The organism is Massilia sp. Dwa41.01b, assembly GCF_014171775.1.
Lineage (GTDB): Bacteria > Pseudomonadota > Gammaproteobacteria > Burkholderiales > Burkholderiaceae_D > Telluria.
In genome coordinates this window covers 729,049-746,414 of record NZ_CP050454.1, presented here as the reverse complement: position 1 = coordinate 746,414, position 17,366 = coordinate 729,049, and the positions used below count along the sequence as shown (strand labels likewise).

Annotated in this window: 21 protein-coding genes and 1 pseudogene; 9 read left to right on the top strand and 13 right to left on the bottom strand. The window is 64.3% G+C overall.

Going from position 1 to position 17,366, the window contains the following annotated elements; genetic code table 11:
• Positions 1-95: 95 nt before the first annotated feature.
• The 4 genes from G4G28_RS03365 to G4G28_RS03355 form a co-directional block, all read right to left on the bottom strand.
• On the bottom strand, positions 96-2,750 hold the full coding sequence (locus G4G28_RS03365; protein WP_182990844.1) for a TonB-dependent receptor: 2,655 nt from the start codon (positions 2,748-2,750) through the stop codon (positions 96-98).
• Between the two features lie 276 nt (positions 2,751-3,026).
• The gene (locus tag G4G28_RS03360; RefSeq protein WP_229508055.1) at positions 3,027-3,164 is read right to left on the bottom strand and encodes a DUF2905 domain-containing protein; all 138 of its coding nucleotides are present in this window, start codon (positions 3,162-3,164) and stop codon (positions 3,027-3,029) included.
• A gap of 99 nt (positions 3,165-3,263) precedes the next feature.
• Entirely contained in the window at positions 3,264-3,395 is a 132-nt protein-coding gene (locus G4G28_RS27380) for a hypothetical protein (RefSeq protein ID WP_267875270.1), read from the bottom strand.
• 144 nt (positions 3,396-3,539) lie between these two features.
• The gene (locus G4G28_RS03355; RefSeq protein WP_183108039.1) at positions 3,540-3,779 is read right to left on the bottom strand and encodes a hypothetical protein; all 240 of its coding nucleotides are present in this window, start codon (positions 3,777-3,779) and stop codon (positions 3,540-3,542) included.
• A gap of 298 nt (positions 3,780-4,077) precedes the next feature.
• Here G4G28_RS03355 and G4G28_RS03350 point away from each other — a divergent pair, with 298 nt between their 5' ends.
• The 3 genes and pseudogenes from G4G28_RS03350 to G4G28_RS03340 all read left to right on the top strand — a co-directional run bounded on the left by G4G28_RS03350 (position 4,078) and on the right by G4G28_RS03340 (position 6,055).
• Positions 4,078-4,584 (top strand): host attachment protein, encoded by a 507-nt coding sequence (locus tag G4G28_RS03350; protein WP_182990840.1) that lies wholly within the window; start codon positions 4,078-4,080, stop codon positions 4,582-4,584.
• A gap of 128 nt (positions 4,585-4,712) precedes the next feature.
• A pseudogene (locus G4G28_RS28825) lies at positions 4,713-5,647 on the top strand (bestrophin family protein).
• A gap of 75 nt (positions 5,648-5,722) precedes the next feature.
• The gene (locus G4G28_RS03340; RefSeq protein ID WP_183108429.1) at positions 5,723-6,055 is read left to right on the top strand and encodes a zinc ribbon domain-containing protein YjdM; all 333 of its coding nucleotides are present in this window, start codon (positions 5,723-5,725) and stop codon (positions 6,053-6,055) included.
• Positions 6,056-6,193: 138 nt separating this feature from the next.
• Here the strand turns inward: G4G28_RS03340 and G4G28_RS03335 are convergent, their stop codons facing one another.
• Entirely contained in the window at positions 6,194-6,598 is a 405-nt protein-coding gene (locus G4G28_RS03335) for a hypothetical protein (protein WP_183108038.1), read from the bottom strand.
• A 93-nt stretch (positions 6,599-6,691) separates the two neighbouring features.
• Between G4G28_RS03335 and G4G28_RS03330 the strand changes: the two genes are divergently transcribed.
• Complete coding sequence (locus G4G28_RS03330) at positions 6,692-7,030, top strand: hypothetical protein (protein ID WP_183108037.1); 339 nt, start codon at positions 6,692-6,694, stop codon at positions 7,028-7,030.
• Positions 7,031-7,692: 662 nt separating this feature from the next.
• Positions 7,693-8,187 carry a hypothetical protein gene (locus tag G4G28_RS03325; protein WP_182990836.1) on the top strand — a complete coding sequence of 165 codons (495 nt, stop codon included), beginning with the start codon at positions 7,693-7,695 and terminating at the stop codon, positions 8,185-8,187.
• A gap of 435 nt (positions 8,188-8,622) precedes the next feature.
• Here the strand turns inward: G4G28_RS03325 and G4G28_RS03320 are convergent, their stop codons facing one another.
• The 3 genes from G4G28_RS03320 to G4G28_RS27370 form a co-directional block, all read right to left on the bottom strand.
• Entirely contained in the window at positions 8,623-9,048 is a 426-nt protein-coding gene (locus G4G28_RS03320; protein ID WP_229425431.1) for a type II toxin-antitoxin system HigA family antitoxin, read from the bottom strand.
• Between the two features lie 1,355 nt (positions 9,049-10,403).
• Positions 10,404-10,736 carry a serine hydrolase gene (locus G4G28_RS27905; protein WP_308601757.1) on the bottom strand — a complete coding sequence of 111 codons (333 nt, stop codon included), beginning with the start codon at positions 10,734-10,736 and terminating at the stop codon, positions 10,404-10,406.
• On the bottom strand, positions 10,706-11,677 hold the full coding sequence (locus G4G28_RS27370; protein ID WP_308601755.1) for a serine hydrolase domain-containing protein: 972 nt from the start codon (positions 11,675-11,677) through the stop codon (positions 10,706-10,708). The genes G4G28_RS27905 and G4G28_RS27370 overlap by 31 nt, the downstream gene beginning before the upstream one ends.
• A 208-nt stretch (positions 11,678-11,885) precedes the next feature.
• Here G4G28_RS27370 and G4G28_RS03310 point away from each other — a divergent pair, with 208 nt between their 5' ends.
• On the top strand, positions 11,886-12,872 hold the full coding sequence (locus G4G28_RS03310; RefSeq protein WP_182990835.1) for an LLM class flavin-dependent oxidoreductase: 987 nt from the start codon (positions 11,886-11,888) through the stop codon (positions 12,870-12,872).
• Between the two features lie 118 nt (positions 12,873-12,990).
• Here G4G28_RS03310 and G4G28_RS03305 read toward each other — a convergent pair whose 3' ends face one another.
• From G4G28_RS03305 to G4G28_RS25200, 4 genes are all read right to left on the bottom strand, one after another.
• A complete protein-coding gene (locus G4G28_RS03305) occupies positions 12,991-13,581 on the bottom strand; it encodes an isochorismatase family protein (protein WP_182990834.1) in 591 nt (196 codons plus the stop codon).
• A 66-nt stretch (positions 13,582-13,647) separates the two neighbouring features.
• Positions 13,648-13,734 (bottom strand): hypothetical protein, encoded by an 87-nt coding sequence (locus G4G28_RS27365; protein WP_267875281.1) that lies wholly within the window; start codon positions 13,732-13,734, stop codon positions 13,648-13,650.
• A complete protein-coding gene (locus G4G28_RS03300; RefSeq protein WP_267875269.1) occupies positions 13,698-14,585 on the bottom strand; it encodes a PQQ-dependent sugar dehydrogenase in 888 nt (295 codons plus the stop codon). The genes G4G28_RS27365 and G4G28_RS03300 overlap by 37 nt, the downstream gene beginning before the upstream one ends.
• A gap of 11 nt (positions 14,586-14,596) precedes the next feature.
• Entirely contained in the window at positions 14,597-14,839 is a 243-nt protein-coding gene (locus G4G28_RS25200; protein ID WP_229507878.1) for a PQQ-dependent sugar dehydrogenase, read from the bottom strand.
• Positions 14,840-14,960: 121 nt separating this feature from the next.
• Here G4G28_RS25200 and G4G28_RS03295 point away from each other — a divergent pair, with 121 nt between their 5' ends.
• The 3 genes from G4G28_RS03295 to G4G28_RS03285 are packed head-to-tail and all read left to right on the top strand — an operon-like array spanning position 14,961 to position 16,719.
• Positions 14,961-15,497 (top strand): DUF882 domain-containing protein, encoded by a 537-nt coding sequence (locus G4G28_RS03295; protein ID WP_182990833.1) that lies wholly within the window; start codon positions 14,961-14,963, stop codon positions 15,495-15,497.
• A 5-nt stretch (positions 15,498-15,502) separates the two neighbouring features.
• Positions 15,503-16,363 carry a hypothetical protein gene (locus tag G4G28_RS03290; RefSeq protein ID WP_229425426.1) on the top strand — a complete coding sequence of 287 codons (861 nt, stop codon included), beginning with the start codon at positions 15,503-15,505 and terminating at the stop codon, positions 16,361-16,363.
• The gene (locus G4G28_RS03285) at positions 16,360-16,719 is read left to right on the top strand and encodes a hypothetical protein (RefSeq protein WP_183108036.1); all 360 of its coding nucleotides are present in this window, start codon (positions 16,360-16,362) and stop codon (positions 16,717-16,719) included. Before G4G28_RS03290 ends, G4G28_RS03285 begins: the two co-directional genes overlap by 4 nt.
• Here G4G28_RS03285 and G4G28_RS25195 read toward each other — a convergent pair.
• Positions 16,716-17,009, bottom strand: a complete 294-nt coding sequence (locus G4G28_RS25195) for a hypothetical protein (RefSeq protein WP_229507877.1) — start codon at positions 17,007-17,009, stop codon at positions 16,716-16,718. The genes G4G28_RS03285 and G4G28_RS25195 overlap by 4 nt on opposite strands.
• Positions 17,010-17,366 lie beyond the last annotated feature (357 nt).

Below are 17,366 nucleotides of genomic sequence, written 5' to 3'. Positions count from 1 at the left end.
TTTCCCTTGTTCCAGAAAAAAGGGCAAGACCGCAGGCGGCCTTGCCCGAATCACCGCCGGCTACGGAACCGGCGGATGCACCGCAGGACAGAGGTTTACAACTTGCCGCGAATGCCGACGTAGAAGGTGCGGCCGTTGGAGTAGAAGGCCCGCGGACGGTCCTTGTTCTCGGCATACATCTTGATGGTCTCGTTGGTGAGATTGAGCGCATCGAAGGTCAGCGTGAGCTGCTCGGTCAGCTTGACGTTGACGGACGCCGCCAGCGAAGGCATGTCGTCCACGTGCTGGCTGGCGCCGCGGTCCACGCCGGCCTTGTAGGCCGAGCGGAAGTTGTAGGCCAGGCGCGCGCTGAAGCGTTCGTTCTCGAAGAAGCCGGTCAGGTTCCAGGTGCGCTTCGAGGAGTTCAGCAGCTCGCCGCCATCATCGAGTTCGCCATCGGCGTAAGTGTAGTTGGCGAGGAAGCCGAAGTTGTTCCACAAGGGCTGCTGCCAGCTCAACTCGATGCCCTTGTTGGTGCCGGTGGTGTTGAAGGGCGAGGTGATCTGGTACTCGGCCGGGGCGCTCCTCTTGTTGTTGTAGTAGGTGCCGGTGCTGGTGCCCTGGGCGACGATCGAACGCAGGTCCATGTAGAAGAAGCCTGCCGAGAGCAGCGCTTTCGGTGCGAAATACCATTCGGCCGAGAGGTCGAAGTTGGTCGAGCGGACCGGGTCCAGGTTGACGTTGCCGCCGCTGCCGCTCAGGGCGTCGTCGTTGAGCGACACCGAACCTCCGAGCGCCGAGTAATCCGGCCGGGCGATGGTCTTCGCCAGCGCCGCGCGCAGCACCAGGTCCTCGCGTGCATCGAACTTGACGTTCACGCTCGGCAGGTAGTCGCGGTAGGTACGCTTGAAGGTGGTCGGCGTGTAGGGACCGAAGGCTGAACCGGTGACCGGGTTCGGGCCGCCCGGCAGGTTCACCACCGTGTTCTGGCGCGTTTCCACCGCGCGCAGGCCGGCGTTGCCGCTCCAGCGGTCGCCGCCGAATTCAGCCATGCCGTATAGGGCCGAGGTCTTTTCGCCGACCTGGAATTCGTCGGTCCAGTTGTGGCGCAGCGTGTAGTCGAGCAGGCGGTTGCCGGGCACCGCACCCCAGGCGCCGAGCGCGGCGCCGTCGTATTTGAAGTAGTTCGACGACAGGTTGCCACCGAGGTCCCTGGCGAAATCGGACGGGTACATCTGGCCGTTCCAGGCCGGGCCCGGGTTCGAGAATCCGTTCGGTCCCGGACGGGTTTCCAACGGGTGCTCGGCCGTGCGATGGTGGTCGGTGAAGCGCGCACCAAAGCGCAGCATGGTGACGATGGAGTCGCGCACGCGCCAGTCGGCATCGACCTGCGCATACTTTTCCTGGTCGACCGATTGTGCCTCGCCGCCGCCGGCCCAGGCGGTGGAGCCGGGCACCGCGGTGTTCCCGCCGGGGTAGCTGACCGAAGCCGGCGACAGGCCATTGAGGGCATACACCATGCCGCCGTCGACGTTGTTCTGGTAGAAGACATCGTCGCGGTCGTAGCCCACGCCGTGGGTTTTGCCCAGCTTGCCCGACACGGTGAGATCGTCGTTGACCTTGAACTTGCCGTTGAAGTCGAGGTACCAGGATTCGCCGCCCGCATTCGGGCGGTAGATGTTGTCGACTTCGCCGCTGTTGGCGGTAAAGCCGGCACCGACCAGGGTATTGTTGCGCACGACAGGATTTTGCGGAATCAGGCCGTCCCGGTTGATTGAATTGGCCGGCGCGGCCAGCCAGTTGGTGTTCAGGTGCGGGGCCTTGAGTTCGGAATAGAAGCCGTTGACGTCGAGGCTGAGGCCACGCATCGGGCGCAGCTCGAAGTCGAAGGCGCCGCCGCTGCGCTTCTTGGTCTGCTCGAACAGGCTGGCGCCGATAAAGGTCGGCATCACCACGCCGGCCAGCGATGGATTGGCGACGGCCGCGGCGCTGGTCGGGTCGATCGGGGTGTAGCCGAGGATCTCCTGGCCGTCGCGGCGTACGGCGGCTTTTTCGGAGAAGCCCTGCAGCAGGAAGCCGGCGGTGTTCGCGGCGTTCTTCCAGGACACCAGGCCGGAGATGTGCGGCTCGGTCTTGCCGGACAGGTCGTTGTAGTTCGCCTGGATCGAGCCCTCGACGGTGAGCGGCTGGCGGAAGTCGAGCGGACGGCGCGTGATGACGTTGATGGCGCCGGAAACGCCCCCCTCCACCAGGTCGGCGGTAGGACTTTTTTGGACGACGATGGAGCCGACCAGTTCCGACGGCAGCAGCGAAAAACTGCTTGAGCGGCCGACGTTGCCGCCGATCTGGTTCAGCAGGAACCAGTCGCCGGTGCTGATGGCGTGGCCGTTGAACAGGGTCTGCTGCAGGCTGGGGCTGGTGCCGCGCAGGCTGACGCGGTCGTTCTCGCCGAAGCCGCCCTCGCCGCCGGCCGAGGACTGGGTGTTCACGCCGGGCAGGCGCTGGATGGCATCGGCCACGTTTTTATCGGGCATCTTGCCGATGTCCTCGGCGGTGACGACTTCGACCACCGAGTCGGCGCCGCGCTTCTGGCGCAGCGACTGTTCCAGCGCCGCGCGCACGCCGGTGACAACGACCTGCTGCACCGGTTCGCCCGTGCCCGGCGCCTGTTCCTGGGCGTGGGCCTCGAAGGCGCTCCCCGCCACCAGTAGCATGACTGCGGCCGCGATCGCGGTATGTTTGGTGTGATGCCGTGCCTTCAACTCGTTCATGTCGTCTCCAAAACATTCATGGTGGCCGGCACGGCGTGACGCCGGTGCAGCCGTTCAGTTGCAGTACCAACCCGTTTCGAATGTGGCGGACGCTGTGCGCCTCTCCTCTTCGTATGGACGGCATTGTGTTGTTATTTTTGTGGCCATGTTTGTCAAATCTTGCTGAGCGTACAGGGGTGTCACATTTTGGACATGGGGGTGTGCTAGCAGCGTGGGCAAAAAAAACGCCACCCGGAGGTGGCGTCTTGGCTGCGTGGATGCAGGTTGCGGAGCGGCTCAGCGTTTGAATAGCCAGAGAATGACCGACACCACGATTGAAATAACGATGCAGGTCACGACCGGAAAACTGAAGCTGAAGCCTTCGCGCACGACATGGATGTCGCCCGGCAGGCGGCCGAAGGGGAGCCGGCGCAGCCAGGGCCAGGCGACGCCGATGGCGGCGATCGCCAGGCCGGGACGATCAGGGTGCGCTGCATGGTGGTGCAGGCTGCCGTCCGTGCGGAGCGGGCCCGCTCAAGGCTGGCCACCCTGGCTGCCGCCACCACTGCCGCTGCCCCGGCTGCCCGTGCCGCGGCTGCCGCCGCCGGCGCCGCCGCGGTTGCCCGCCAGCGTATTGCCGCCGCTCGGATCACCGCCCGCTGCCATCGAGCTGGCCTGACCGCCGGCGCTGCCGTTCTCGCGCGTGTCGTCGCCGGCCGACGCTTCGCCCAGGCCAGTACCGCCCGCCGCGCCCGCCCCTGCTGCCGGGCTGATGGCTTCCCGGCAAGGGTGCCGCCAGGGGTACCGGGGTTACCGGCGGTGTCGTCCATGTGGCGCAGGGCCGGCACCGCCGGGGCCGCTGCTGCCGGCCATCTTCGCGCCGGCTGCCGCATCGGTGCCGCCGGCGGCGCCGACGATGTCGGCCCCAACCGGGCGCTGCTGGCCCTGCACGGGCCGTGCGCCGCCTTCGGCCAGCGTATCGGCATTGCTCACCTGTTGCCCGGGTGCGCTGCCGGCGCCCTGTTGCGTATCTCGTTGCTCGTTTGCCATAGTCGATCTCCTGTTCAGTGCGACGTAAAACGTACCGGATGATTGTGCCGAAGTCGTGGCCGGACCGGCGCGCAGCAGGCGGCGGCAGCGGTGCGTCGCGGATCGAAACCCCAGTGCTACACTGGCCTCGACGCGACAACCGGCATGCATGGGCTGCAAGCTGCACCGCGCAGGACGCGCAGCGCCGGCCACAGCCCCTCCGTATGCGTACGGGTTGTTCGCTTACACGCTCGTTCCCGCACCTGTCACGGATAGCGGGTGCGCACATCATTCACGACTAAAATTCACAGGGGGTAACATGCCAACAACCTGGATCATGACGGCCAATGCAGGCCGGGCACGCTTCTTTTCCGAACAGGACCCGGCAGAGCCGCTGCAGGAACTCGAGGACATGGTGAACAACGGCGCGCGCCTGCGCACCGCCGAAAGCGAAACCGACAGGCTCGGGCCGACCTCGGCCGGCAAGAGCAGCCACAATATCGGTACCAACGCGGTGGCGATGTCGCACAACGGCCATGGCGCCGGCGCACCGAACAAGCAGTACGAGCCGAACCAGACGCCGGTCGAACACGAGACCGAACTCTTCGCGAAGGAGATCTCGCAATTCCTGCTGAAAGCCCAGCAGGAAGGCCGCTACAACAACATCGTGCTGTCGGCCTCGCCGCAATTCCTCGGCACGCTGCGCCTGAACCTCGACCCGCACGTGAAGGCGGCGATCAAGCAGGAGTTCAACAAGGACTACACCCACGTCGCCCCGCACCAGCTGCGCGAGCAGCTGCAGGCTCAACAGGCGAAGTCGGAGTAAGGCCACGCCCGGCATGACCGTCACGCCAACCTGCGGGTTGGCGTTTTTTTTGCCCGTCCGCGCGGCGGTCAGGCACCTTATTGCCCGACCGGGGTCATGAGGCAAGCCTTGCGCCAGGGAGAAGCGACATGATCGTGCGCGACCGGCCGACCGGCCTGCGCCTGTTCATCACCATGCGCGGCTCGGTCATGCCGAGCATCTGGAAGAGCCTGCTCTTCACTGTCGTGCTGGCCGTGGTCGTCACCGCGACCCACGGTGAACTCTGGCACCAGAAAATCCGCGTGACCACCATCCCGTTCACGCTGATGGGCTTGCCGCTGGCAATCTTCCTGGGCTTTCGGAACAACTCGGCCTATGACCGCTACTGGGAAGGACGCAAGCTGTGGGGCGAACTGGTCACGCGCAGCCGCAATCTCGCGCGTCAATGCCTGAGCCTGGTGGACGACGGGGCCGGCGACCCCGCGCCCGGAGGCGTCCTGCGCAGCCGCATGCTGCGCCGCGCGGTGGCATTCGCCCATGCGCTGCGCCATGGCCTGCGCCGCAGCGACCCGCCCCCGATGTGGCACCGCATCTCGACCCTGGCGAATGGCAGTCACTGTGCGGACGCGTCAACCTGCACCAGGCGCTGATGCTCGAGATGGGCGCCGATATCGCGCGCTGCCGCCGCGCCGGCCTGCTCGACAGCGTCAGCGCGGCAACACTCGACACCACCCTGTCGGGAATGGTCGCCACCGCCGCCGCATGCGAACGCATCAAGAATACGCCGGTGCCGTTCTCGTACACGCTGCTGCTGCACCGCACCGCCTACCTGTATTGCTTCCTGCTGCCCTTCGGCCTGGTCGATGCCATCGGCTACATGACGCCGCTGGTGGTCGGCATCGTCGCCTATACCTTCTACGGCCTCGACGCGCTGGGCGACGAAATCGAGGAGCCTTTCGGCCTGTCGCCGAACGACCTGCCCCTCGATGCCCTCTGCCGCGTCATCGAGATCGACCTGCGCGACGCCCTGGGCGACCCGGACCTGCCGCCACCGTTGAGCCCTGTGAACTACTGGCTGCGCTGACCTGGCACGCGCACGCCGCGCCGCGGTGCGCCGGCGCTATACTGGCGGCTTTCCTTTCCGGTACCGCCATGTCCCCTGCCTCCCTGCCCCGTCTGCCAATCCGCGTACGCCTACGAGGATGGCGCTCACCTGACTTGCCCCGAGTGCGGCCATGAGTGGTCGCCGGCGGCCGGCGCAGCCGCAGCCGAGACCGTGCGCGAGTACCGAGATGCCGCCGGCAACCTGCTGCAGGACGGCGACACCGTCACCGTCATCAAGGACCTGAAACCGAAGGGCTCGGGCGGCGTCATCAAGCAGGGCACGAAGGTCAAGAATATCCGCCTGGTCGACAGCGACCACGATATCGACTGCAAGATCGAGGGTTTCGGCGCGATGAGCCTGAAGTCGGAGTTCGTGCGCAAGGTGTGAGCGCCGTGCACCGGCCTGTGCGTGCTCCAGGCCCAGCGCCGGTTCCGAACCCGCACGCATGAAAAAACACCAGCCCTGGGACTGGTGTTTTTTCTTCATGTCCAGACCTTGGCCGCGGGTGGGCGGCCTGGAACCGGATCAGTAGCCGCGACCGCCGGTGCCGCCACCGGTACCGGTGCTCGTGCCGGAGGTGCCGGAGGTGCCGGACGTGCCAGAGGTGCCCGAGGTGCCCGAGGTGCCGGACGTGCCTGAGGTGCCGCTGGTGCCCGAGCTGCCCGAGCTGCCCGACGTGCCGGTAGTGCCGGTAGTGCCGGTGGTGCCGGCGCGGCCGCTGTCCATCGTGCCGGTGCCGCCACTGGTGCCCATGGAGCCGCTGGTACCCATGGCGCCGCTGCTGCCGCTGGTACCCGACGCGCCGCTGCCCATCGAGCCGCTGGAGCCGCTGGAGCCAGAGCTGCCGCTGCCCATCGACCCGCTCGAGCCGGAGGTGCCGGTGCCCATCGAACCGCTGGTGCCGCTCGAGCCGGAGGTGCCGGTGCCCATCGAGCCACTGGTGCCCGAGGTGCCGGAAGTGCCCGAGGTACCGCTGGTACCCGAGGTGCCGCCGGGTACCGCTGGTGCCCGACGTACCGCCGGGTGCCGCTGCCCGAGGTGCCGCTGGCGCTGCCGCTGCCGCTGGTGCCCATCGAACCGGTGCTGGACGCGCCGCTACCCGAGCCCGAGCTGCCGCTCTGGGAGCTGCCGCTCTGCGAGCTGCTGCCTTGCTTCTTGCTGCGTTTCTGCTTCTTCTTGGTGGAAGACGTGGTGCCGGTATCCGAGCTGCCGCTCTGGCTGCTAGCCTGCGAACCCGAGCCGCTCGAGCCCGAGGTGCTGCTCGACTGCGCCTGCGCACCGAAGGAAGCAACCATCGCCGCGGCAACCGACGCGCTCAGCAGACCCTTCAACAGTTTATGCATTTTCATGTCTTTCTCCTAAATATCATGGGGGCAAAAAAAACTCAGCAATTTCAACGACCTATGTCAGGTCATTGGAGGAAACCAAGTGTAGAGAGGTCGACATGAATGCAGCGCGCGGTAGCCTTTTGGAAAGTTAAAGCGGCATCGTCACGGGCGCGAAACAGCCCGGCCCGCACCGGGCGGACCTGTCCAAAAACGGTCGAATTTGAACAGTCTGCTTCGCTAAAGTGTCATATCAATAAAGAGCTGTGCCCATTTGAAACGAGAAAACCATTAACCTGCACCAAGATTCATTACTTTTTATATCCAATATTTCAACTGGGCAATTATTTCATTATAAATTTAATGCTACTTGCATGAAAAAACGCTATTTATTCATCTTGGGTAAATTATAAAAATAATATCTTCGAGGAAAGGTAAGTATGCCTATAATTTACGATCTCCTTTGCTGATGAGGTCATCGTGCGCATTCGTTTATGTCCGTCTGTCCTGAACCTTACGGTTCCTGTCCTCGTAGCTGCTTCTCTGTTTTCGACGAATGCCGTCGCAGATCCTGCGTAGGAAGACGCAACCTGTTTCCCTTTATATCGGAAGACGGGAGCCGTTCCTGGAACCGGACTGCAGTGCGAGCGTAGCGCTGCTACCTGATGGAAAAGATTGGAAGTAGAGAGGAGGTCAATAGTGGAATCTACAGTGTCGGTTCTTGATCAGTTAAACGAATATCGTGACTGCAGTCGTGGTTTATGGAATCGAGCCTTTATGGCCAAGTTCCAGATAAATCAAGATTGGGCGATATCTGATTCATTTGCGAGAATAAAGAACGAGCTTTTTCGTAGTATCGTTCTACGCCAACTTGATTGTAGTGACGACGATTATGTCCTCGGAAAATCTTCGCGATTAATCAAAGTAAAATTACGTAGCCGACGTAAAACAGCTGTTATGATAAATCGCGAGAAGCGGGAGTCTGCTGGCTATTGGGATCATCCGGTTAAAGAACTAGATTCTAATGTTTCCCTTCAATTCATCGATCTATTCGACTGGAATCCCTACGGATTCCTCGATATGAATTTCGTTATGTGCGAGATTATAGATAGTCCTGATTGCCCAGATATCGAAGGTCATAAATTGCTAGTGGACCTGAGCTATGTTGACGTATTGGTTGAATGTTCATTTTAGCAGGGCGGCTGCGAATCTATAATCGTACTGAATTGCTTGGAGAAACGCTGCGCGTGCTCGAGCGTAGTGCACGGCCCAGCTACAGACTGGCAATGAGTAGCAGCATCCGATCAGCCCAAATCAAAAGCAGCAGTGGCACCAATGCTGTCGCGCTGAACAGCGGAAGGACTACAGCCCAGCAGACGTGTCGCCGCTGGTAGCCGCGATGCACGCCTACCTCATGCGGGAATATGGGGATGAGTTGCCGCCACTATAAGTTCACCTGGACAGGCATGGAGAAGGACGGTACCGGCACTTCGCAGTCCCGATAAGCGGGCGCGTGCGCTCAACTGCTTGCGCAGCCGGCACCTAATTGACTTAGTAGTTGGGCCCATTCGTGGGCAAAGTAAGACAGCGCAAAATCGAGCATGGCCAAGGTGGCCGCTGATTCGCTAGTTACAGAAATGCACTGGCATCAACGTTGAAACGTTTTGCTAAGCTCTTCGCTAAAACTCGGCTTATTTCACGACGACCTGCCAAAATATCGCTAATCAAAGTAGGCGACGCGATATCAGCCAAGTCCTTTTGCTTTAGATCATGTTCTTCCAACAGAAAGCGGAATACCTCTTTTGGTTCCGTATCCGGAATTTCTACATGCTCGTCTTCCCACTTTTCTATTAGCAACATTGCTAGCTCAAAAAGATCAAAGAGGGGATGACTCTCGTCATCCCCTACTTCGTAGGCCAGCTCGTTAACTAGAGCATGTACACGTTCAAAATCAGTGTCGTTCCGAATCGGGCGTAACAGGGCTTGATCCTGCAGCGTAGCCCAAGCCATTTTAAGGCCGGGCGTTACGCTGCTCGACTGGTTTTGATGATTCATTTTTTGCGATTATCTTTCGACCATTTATCGTCTTCAGAATGTGTGCCTACAAACTGTATTTGCACCCTCTGGACACCATAAAATACCAATGCAACTTCGCAAGATGCGTAGTTGTATTTTTGCTGCTGTGCCGTGCGATGAGTTGTGGCAGCTCACAGGTGTGCCGGTGGTGACCTGGCCAAACGTGGGATCGCCATGCTTAGGCGACTAGGGCAGCAGGTAGACCTGGCAGGGCTGCAGCTACGCCAACGGCGAGGATGAGTAGGACGACCATTACGGAGCCAAAACGGTTCCTGCCGAGCACTTGGACAAGCAAGGCCAAGGCTGTGATGGTGGCCGGAGTGAGATCGAATTGCATTAGGAAATTCCTTCTTCAGGTTTAGGTAGGCGCACTTTGCCAGTCGCGCGCAGCTGGTCTTCGGCAAGTTTTCCTAACCAGCTGCAGTTAATCATGGTGTCACGACTCGGCGGTACGTATGCGGGCCGAAGTGTTTCACTTTCGACTGCTGCCTTCCTCTGGTGGGTTTTCCATCGACACTGCCCGGCCTACCATCACGACTCGCAAAAAGGCGCACCCGAAGTGTCCCAGTACAGCGTTTGGCGATCCTCTTGTGGTTTTTCCGACTCGGGCATCCTACGGCCACGGCATTTGCAACCACGTCCAGAGCGACATGGTGAAATGTAGAAGCTGCACCACGCAGCCCATGGCGCGGTGCTGTATTGGGAGCAGCGCAAGGAGGCAAACCGGTGGACGAAGATCTACCCGGGTGACCCTGTCGCGAAACTGGTAGCCGGTTTCGCCGGCGGCGTCGACACATACCTGACCGTGAACGAGTTTCACGGCTGGCGCCACGTTCGCCAGCTGCGTAGCCTGCGCGCGTGTTACGTCGACGTCGACGGCTCCGGCAACCTCGAGGATGCGCTCGACCTGCTCCGCGCTGCCAAGCTGCCGGCGCCGTCGTTTGCCGTCTTCTCAGGCCGCGGTATGCACCTGTATTGGCTCCTGGAGCCGCCCCCCGACAAGGCCCTGCCGGTCTGGCGCCTCGTACAGGGCGCCCTTATCCGCGCGCTGGCCGGCATCAAGGCCGACCCGTCCGCGAGTGATTGCCTGCGCGTGCTTCGCCTGGTAGGAACCACCAACGGCAAGAACGGCCGGGAGGTGCGAGGCGTGGTGCTGACCGATACCGTGTGGACGATGCACGAGCTGGCCGACGAGGTGCTGGGCACCCGAGAGCCAAAAAAGGCGAAGGTCTACGACCTGGCGGCCGCCGCAGCGCGCAAGGGACGGAGTGCCCGCCCATGGGGCAACAGCATCTATCACTGGTGGTACCTGGTCTACAAAGACCTGTGCGCGATCACCGACCACCACTGGTTCGGGGGCTGGCCGCGCCCATGCCCGCAGCCTGGGCCGACAGCGTGCCGAGCTGGGTGTACAGGGGCAACACATTGCTCCTGTCGTCGGGATAAACGCGGTTCGACAGGAACACGTAGAACGTGCGCGAACCGGGGTCGATCCACAGGATGCAGCCGGTAAAGCCCGTGTGGCCATAGCTGCCCAGCGGGAACAGCGTGCCGCGCGGACGCTCGGCATAAGGCGAATCGATGTCCATGCCGAGGCCGCGCAGGGAGGCGATGCCGGGCGGGCTGCCGACGGTGGTCAGCAGGCGCACGCTCCCGGGCGACAGCACGCGCACCCTCCAGCTCGCCTTCTCCCAGCAGCATGCGCGCAAAACGGGCCAGGTCGCGCGCGGTGCTGAACACGCCGGCCGAACCGGCGACACCGCCGATGCGGCGCACGGTCGGGTCGTGCACCACGCCCTGCAGCCGCGCGCCGCCGCGCACGTCCCCGTGTGCACCGGCCGCGTCGCCACCGGCGGGGCGCCCGGTGGGTGGGAACGATGCTGGACGCCGCCATGCGGCGCAGCGGCAGGTAGCCGGTGTCGCGCATGCCCAGCGGCGTGAAGATATGGCGCTGCGCGTAGGCATCGAGCGGCTCGCCGGACAGGTGCGCCACCAGCTGGCCGAGCAGGATGTAGTTGATGTCGGAATAGCGGAAGAAGCTCCCTGGCGCGTGGGTGACGGTCTGGGCACAGGCGAGCGCATGCGCGGCCGCATCGCCCTGCCAGGATGGCCTGGCGGGCAGGCCGGCAGGCAAGCCAGAGGTATGGGTCAGAAGATGGCGGATCGTGATCGCCTCCTTGCCGCCACCGCCACATTCGGGAAAATAGTCGACCAGCTTCGCGTCGAGCTCGAGCTTGCCCTCCTCGACCAGCAGCAGGACGGCGGGCGCGGTGGCCAATACCTTGGTCAGCGAGGCGGCGTCGAACACGCTGTCGGGCGTCACCGCCGCGGCGCCGGATTCGTAGCTGAACTGGCCGTAGGCGCGTTCGTGCACGGCGCCGCCCCGCTCGAGGTGGAACACCGCGCCCGGCAGGCGGCGCTCGGCGATGGCGGCGCCGATTGCCGCGTCGATGCGTGCGAACTGGGCAGGGTCGAGTTGCCCATGTGCAGCCAGTGTGCCCCCTGCAGGACTGTCCCCGGACAGCGGCGCACACCCGGCCAGCAGCGCCAGGCAGGCGCCAATGGCGTATCGGTGCCGGGAACGTTTGGACGAAGAATGACGACGCATGAACATCCGGGCCTGGAGCAGTTGGCGCGCGCCGCGGCGGCGCGGCGGCAGGAGCCGGGAATCATAGACAGGCAATATCTGCTGGTCAATCTTTACAGCGGGACCGCGCCGGTCCGAGGGCCGCATGCTGTCAACCGCTGCACCGGCGACAAGCCGCCTGTGCAGTGGCGCGCAGCGGGAAAAAATCCTTCGGCGTATCATGCGGCTCATGATTCCCTTTTCGATACTCGACCTCTCGCCCATCGCCGAAGGCAGCGATGCGCGCGCTTCCTTCCAGCATTCGCTCGACCTCGCCCAGCATGGCGAACGCTGGGGTTTCAACCGTTTCTGGCTGGCCGAACACCACGGCATGCCGGGCATTGCCAGCGCCGCCACCTCGGTGCTGATCGGCTATGTCGCGGCCGGCACCTCGCGCATCCGCGTGGGCGCCGGCGGCATCATGCTGCCGAATCACTCGCCGCTCGTTATCGCCGAACAGTTCGGCACGCTCGAGTCGCTGTTCCCCGGCCGTATCGACCTGGGCCTGGGCCGTGCGCCGGGTTCCGACCACGTCACCGCGCGTGCCCTGCGCCGCAACCTGGCCTCGGACGCCGACGAATTCCCCCAGGACGTACTCGAGCTGCAGGACTATTTTGCCGACTCGCCGCGCCGCCAAGTCAAGGCCGTGCCCGGTGCCGGGCTGAACGTGCCGCTGTGGATCCTCGGGTCCAGCCTGTTCGGCGCCCAGCTGGCCGCCCACTTCGGACTGCCCTACGCCTTTGCCTCGCACTTCGCACCGCAGATGATGATGCAGGCAATCGACATGTACCGTGCGAATTTCAAGCCGTCGGCGCAGCTGGACAAGCCGTATGTAATGCTCGGCTTCAACGTGTTCGCGGCCGACAGCGACGAGGAAGCCCGGTACCAGGCCACCTCGATGCAGCAGGCCTTCGTGAACCTGCGCAGCGGTCGCCCGACGAGGCTGCAACCGCCCAAGCGTGGCTATCTGGAAAGCCTCGGCATGCAGGAACGCGCGATGCTCGACAGCGTGTTGTCGTGCTCGGCCATCGGTGCGCCGGAAACGGTGGCGGCCCAGCTGCAGGCCTTCGTTGCCCACACCCGTGCCGACGAGCTCATGATTACCTCGCAGATCTTCGACCACGCGGCGCGGCTGCGTTCGTACGAGATCACGGCGGCGATTCACGCGGCGGCGTAGCGATTTCGCAGTTCGCAGGGTGGGCTTGCAATGGAAGCCACCGGCTTCCATTGCCCCACGCGGTCTCAGCGTGCGCGCTCTTGCGGCGTATCCCTGACCCGCGAACCCTGTCCAGGCCTCAGGCGTCGCCCGTCCCCTCCTGCAGCATGTCGATCAGCACTTTCGTGCTGCGCACCCGCCCCATCACGCGAAAGATGTTGGCGCAGGCAAAATTGTGCGCCTCGGCCGTGATCCCGCTCATCGCATCTTCCGCGAACACGATCGCATAGCCACGGTCATGCGCCGCCCGCGCCGTCGACTCGACGCCGAAATTGGTGACGATGCCGCCCAAAATCAGCGTCTTGATGCCGCGCCGCCGTAATAGCTGGTCGAGTTCGGTGCCATAGAAGGCGCCCCACTGGCGCTTGGTGACGACGATGTCGGTGGCCTCGACGCCCGCGTTGTCCGCCAGGTGCGAGGCATCCGGCGGTGGCGCCGGGCTGCCGGGCGCGCGCAGGGGCGCGTCGCTCGGGCCGGGCTGCAATTCGTTCATCAGCACCCGTACATAGACGACCATGGCGCCGCGGTTGCGCATTTCCCCCGCCAGCAGCACGCAGTTGCCCACCACCTGCTCGGCCGAATAGGGCGCCAGTTCGCGTGCAACGTTGCCGTTTTGCAGGTCAACCAGTACCAGGGCGGTACTGGCGAGATCGATCGAAAAGTGTTCCATCTCTCTCCTCCTTTCGGGCGAGTATCGGAGAAAGCCGCGCGCTGCGGCGCACGGCCCGGCAGGCGATCAGGATTTGTCCGGTACCACGCGCAGGATGCGCGAGTGGTCCTCGTCCGTCAGCAGGTACAGGTGGCCGTCCGGCCCCTGGCGCACGTCGCGCACGCGCTTGCCGATCGCCAGCTTTTTTCCTGCTTCACAACTTTACCGTCCGCGTCGAAGGCGATGCGGCGCACGTCCATGCCGGCCAGGCTGCCGCTGAACAGGCTGCCCCGCCATTGCGGGAAGGCGTGGCCCGTGTACCAGGCCAGGCCCGAGGGCGGGGACGGGGACCAGGCGACCAGGGGATCGACCATGCCCGGCACGCTGGGCTTGCCGACCGGTTCGCGCGTCTTGTAGTCCAGGCCAAAAGTCTGGATCGGCCAGCCGTAGTTCTTGCCGCCCTCGATGCGGTTGATCTCGTCACCGCCGCGCGGGCCGTGTTCGCTGGCAAACACCTGCTTGCCGGCCGCATCCACCACCAGGCCCTGGATGTTGCGGTGGCCGTAGGACCAGATTTCCGGCAGGGCGCCAGGTTTGCTCGCCAGCGGATTGCCCGGCACCGGCTTGCCCTCGCTGGTGAGGCGCAGGATGGAACCGTTGTGGCTGCCCAGGTTCTGGGCCTGGTCGCGGGCCAGCATCCTGCCCACGCGCTGGGGCGGGTTGCCGCCATCGCCAATGCTCATCAGCAGCGTGCCGTCGGCCAGCCAGGCGATGCGCGAACCGAAGTGCTCGCCGCCGTTCTTCGAGGGTGAGGCCGTGAACAGGGGCACGATGCCGGTCACCCGCTTGCCATCGAAGGTGCCGCGCACCAGCATGGTCCGGTTCTCGGCCTCGGTGCCGTTGGCCATCGTCATGTAGACGCGCACCTGCGGCCCCTTGTCGGCCGGATGCACGGCGATGTCGAGCAGGTCGCCCTGGCCGCCCGTCATCAGCTTCGGCAAGCCAGCCAGGGGCAGGTCCTGCACCTTGCCGCCCGCTACCAGTGCAGCGTGCCTTCCTTGCCGGTAACAAGCATGCGCCCGTCCGGCAGCCATGCCATGCCCCAGGCCTGGGGCAGCGCGTCGGTGACGGTTTCGAGGCGCCAGCCTTTGACTTCGGGCGGGGCGCCACTCGCCTGCACCTGGGCGTGCGCGGCGCTACTGGCGGCGATGAGGAAAGGAAGCGCGCACGAGGCGGTCCGGACGCGTTGCGAAAAACTGCCGTGTTGGCGGAATTGCATGCAAATCTCCGTTAAAAGTTGTTATTCAACCGTCATCGTGTCGCATTTACCCGTCATCCCCTGCAAGCTCGACGAAAACGGGGTATCATCGTTGTTTCCGAACCTGCGTAAAGGATGCTCAATGAACCAACGACGCTCTTTCCTCAAAAGCTCTGTTGCACTCGCGTCCGCGATCGGCATGCCCGCCCTGGCGAAAGCCGCCCAGGCCGCTCCTGGCGAACGTACCCTGCGCTTGTACAACACGCATACCGGTGAAAGCCTGCGTAGTGTTTTCTGGGCCGAAGGCCAGTTCATCCCGGACGCGCTGCAAGACATCAACAAGCTGCTGCGCGACCACCGCAACAACAAGATTGCCGAAATGGATACGAAGCTGATCGTCCTGCTCAACGAGGTCAGCACCAAGTTCGGCGACAACCAGACCCTGCACATCATTTCCGGCTACCGCTCGCCGGAATCGAACGCGAAGCTGCACGCCAATAGCAGTGGCGTGGCCAAGCACAGCATGCACATGGACGGCAAGGCCATCGACATCCGCCTGCCGGGCAAGGACCTGGCCCAGCTGCGCAAGGCGGCCGTGTCGATGCGCGCCGGCGGCGTCGGTTACTACCCGGACTCGCAGTTCGTGCACATGGACACCGGCCGGGTCCGCTACTGGTAAGCAGCATGGGGCCGCTCGCGCAAGGCACCGGCCTCACCCTCCTCTGCGCGCTTGCCTTCGCCACCACGGCAGGCGCGCAGGAAGCCTCTTCCTCGCCTGTCCCTTCGCCGAGCAAGGTCGCCACCGTCAGCGTGAAGGGCACCCGCGACCCGGTCGACAAATCCTACCGCAAGATGATCAAAGGCATGGAACGCTTCGAACGCGAACATGCGCTCGCTCCTGCGGCCAGCCTGCGTTTCCAGTTGTTGCCGCGCACGCCGGACGTCAACATGACAGGCATCACCCTGCGCATCGCCGGCGACACCCTGTCGGTACCGGTGCCGGTCGCGCCCGACAACAGTTTCGTGCTGCCCCGCAACGAGCAAGCCCTGCGCGAAGACGCCGCCGTGCTCGCCAACCGCAAGACCACCAGCATGACCTGGCGCGCTACCATCGCCACCCCGGGCTTGCCGCCTGGCACGCGCCGCCTGGGCGATTTGCGCCTGGAATGCCGGGTCGGCATGGAAGCTGGCCTGGTCTCGAACAGCTCGCCGCTGTTTGGCTGGCTGGCGGATGCCTTGACGAGCGCCGACGGGGTCTGCAACAGCCCCGACGGCAACTACCTGTTCTTCGCCGAGCGCCCCCTGTTCGCGGTGCGCCTGCGCTTTGGCGACCGCTCTGAAGTACTGCCCTTCAGCATGCTCTATGCCGGCGGCGGGCAGACCCGCGAGATGCTGCCCTTTTGCGACTGCCAGGTGCTGCTCGACCGCACCTATTACGCACCGATCTGGGACAGCCGCTGGCCGGACGACACGCTGGTCGAGTTCGACTACATGGTGGACGTGCCGGCCGCGTCGGTCACGGCGCCGGCCGAGGTGGCGCGATGAGGCGCGCTGCCCTCCTGCTCGCGGCCCTGCTGCTGGCCGGCTGCGCCACGCAGGCGGTGCCGCCCGGCACCCAGGTCGCCGCCGAGCGCCTGGCCAGCGGCATCGTCCCGGGCCGCACGACGAAGGCCGAGCTGCTGGCTGCCTTTGGCAAGACCAGGTCGGTCGTGTTCGATAGCGGCTACGAAGCCTGGCTGTACCAGTCGCCCGCCGGCGCCGGCCGCTTTGCCGAGTTCGTCGTCCTGATCGCCCCGTCGGGCGTGGTGGCAAAACGCGCCAGCGTCCGCCGGCCGCACCCTGAACGTCCGCGCGACGCGCCGCCTTCCTCCTCCGAACAGAATCAATTGTGCGCCGGCTAACGTGCGCGCGGCACGGCCCGGCAGTGGCAGAATGGCCGCGTCGATTGCCGTTCCCCGTGGAGGCTGCCATGCTGGTCGATCGCGTACGGATATTCCTGCTCTGCCTGCTGTCCTCCTTCCTGCTGGCGGCCTGCAGCGGTGGCGGCGGCAATCCCGGCACCCTCGGCCCCACACCTGGCGACGGTACCGGCAGCGGCGCCACGACCGGCAGCCTGCAAGTAACGATCACGGCCCTGCCCGCCGGCGTCAACGGCGCCGTGCGCGTCACCGGTCCAAATAATTTCGCCCAAGACCTGACCGCCACGCAAACCTTGCCCAATCTCGCACCCGGCAGCTACAGCGTGGCCGCGTCCAACGTCGCCGTCGGCGGCGCCACCTATGCGCCCACGCCCGCTACCCAGAATGTCGTCGTCGCGGCCGGCGCCACGGCCACCGCCAGCGTTACTTATGCCAGCGGGCCAGTGACACTGACGCTGACCGACATCGGCCCCACCTTCACCCGACCGGTCTTCGTCACTGCGCCGCCCGGCGACGAGCGCCTGTTCGTCGTCGAGCGCGCGGGCCTGGTCCGCATCGTGCGCAACGGCGCCGTGCTGACCCAGCCTGGCTCGACATCAGCGACCGTGTCTTCACCGGCGGCGAAGGCG

Coding starts and splice junctions, on each gene's coding strand:
- G4G28_RS03365 (WP_182990844.1), bottom strand. CDS start 2,750: ATGAACGAGTTGAAGGCACGGCATCACACCAAACATACCGCGATCGCG.
- G4G28_RS27380 (WP_267875270.1), bottom strand. CDS start 3,395: ATGGCAGCGGGCGGTGATCCGAGCGGCGGCAATACGCTGGCGGGCAAC.
- G4G28_RS03355 (WP_183108039.1), bottom strand. CDS start 3,779: ATGGCAAACGAGCAACGAGATACGCAACAGGGCGCCGGCAGCGCACCC.
- G4G28_RS03350 (WP_182990840.1), top strand. CDS start 4,078: ATGCCAACAACCTGGATCATGACGGCCAATGCAGGCCGGGCACGCTTC.
- G4G28_RS03335 (WP_183108038.1), bottom strand. CDS start 6,598: ATGGGCACCGGCACCTCCGGCTCGAGCGGCACCAGCGGTTCGATGGGC.
- G4G28_RS03320 (WP_229425431.1), bottom strand. CDS start 9,048: ATGAATCATCAAAACCAGTCGAGCAGCGTAACGCCCGGCCTTAAAATG.
- G4G28_RS27370 (WP_308601755.1), bottom strand. CDS start 11,677: ATGCGTCGTCATTCTTCGTCCAAACGTTCCCGGCACCGATACGCCATT.
- G4G28_RS03310 (WP_182990835.1), top strand. CDS start 11,886: ATGATTCCCTTTTCGATACTCGACCTCTCGCCCATCGCCGAAGGCAGC.
- G4G28_RS03305 (WP_182990834.1), bottom strand. CDS start 13,581: ATGGAACACTTTTCGATCGATCTCGCCAGTACCGCCCTGGTACTGGTT.
- G4G28_RS25200 (WP_229507878.1), bottom strand. CDS start 14,839: ATGCAATTCCGCCAACACGGCAGTTTTTCGCAACGCGTCCGGACCGCC.
- G4G28_RS03295 (WP_182990833.1), top strand. CDS start 14,961: ATGAACCAACGACGCTCTTTCCTCAAAAGCTCTGTTGCACTCGCGTCC.
- G4G28_RS03290 (WP_229425426.1), top strand. CDS start 15,503: ATGGGGCCGCTCGCGCAAGGCACCGGCCTCACCCTCCTCTGCGCGCTT.
- G4G28_RS03285 (WP_183108036.1), top strand. CDS start 16,360: ATGAGGCGCGCTGCCCTCCTGCTCGCGGCCCTGCTGCTGGCCGGCTGC.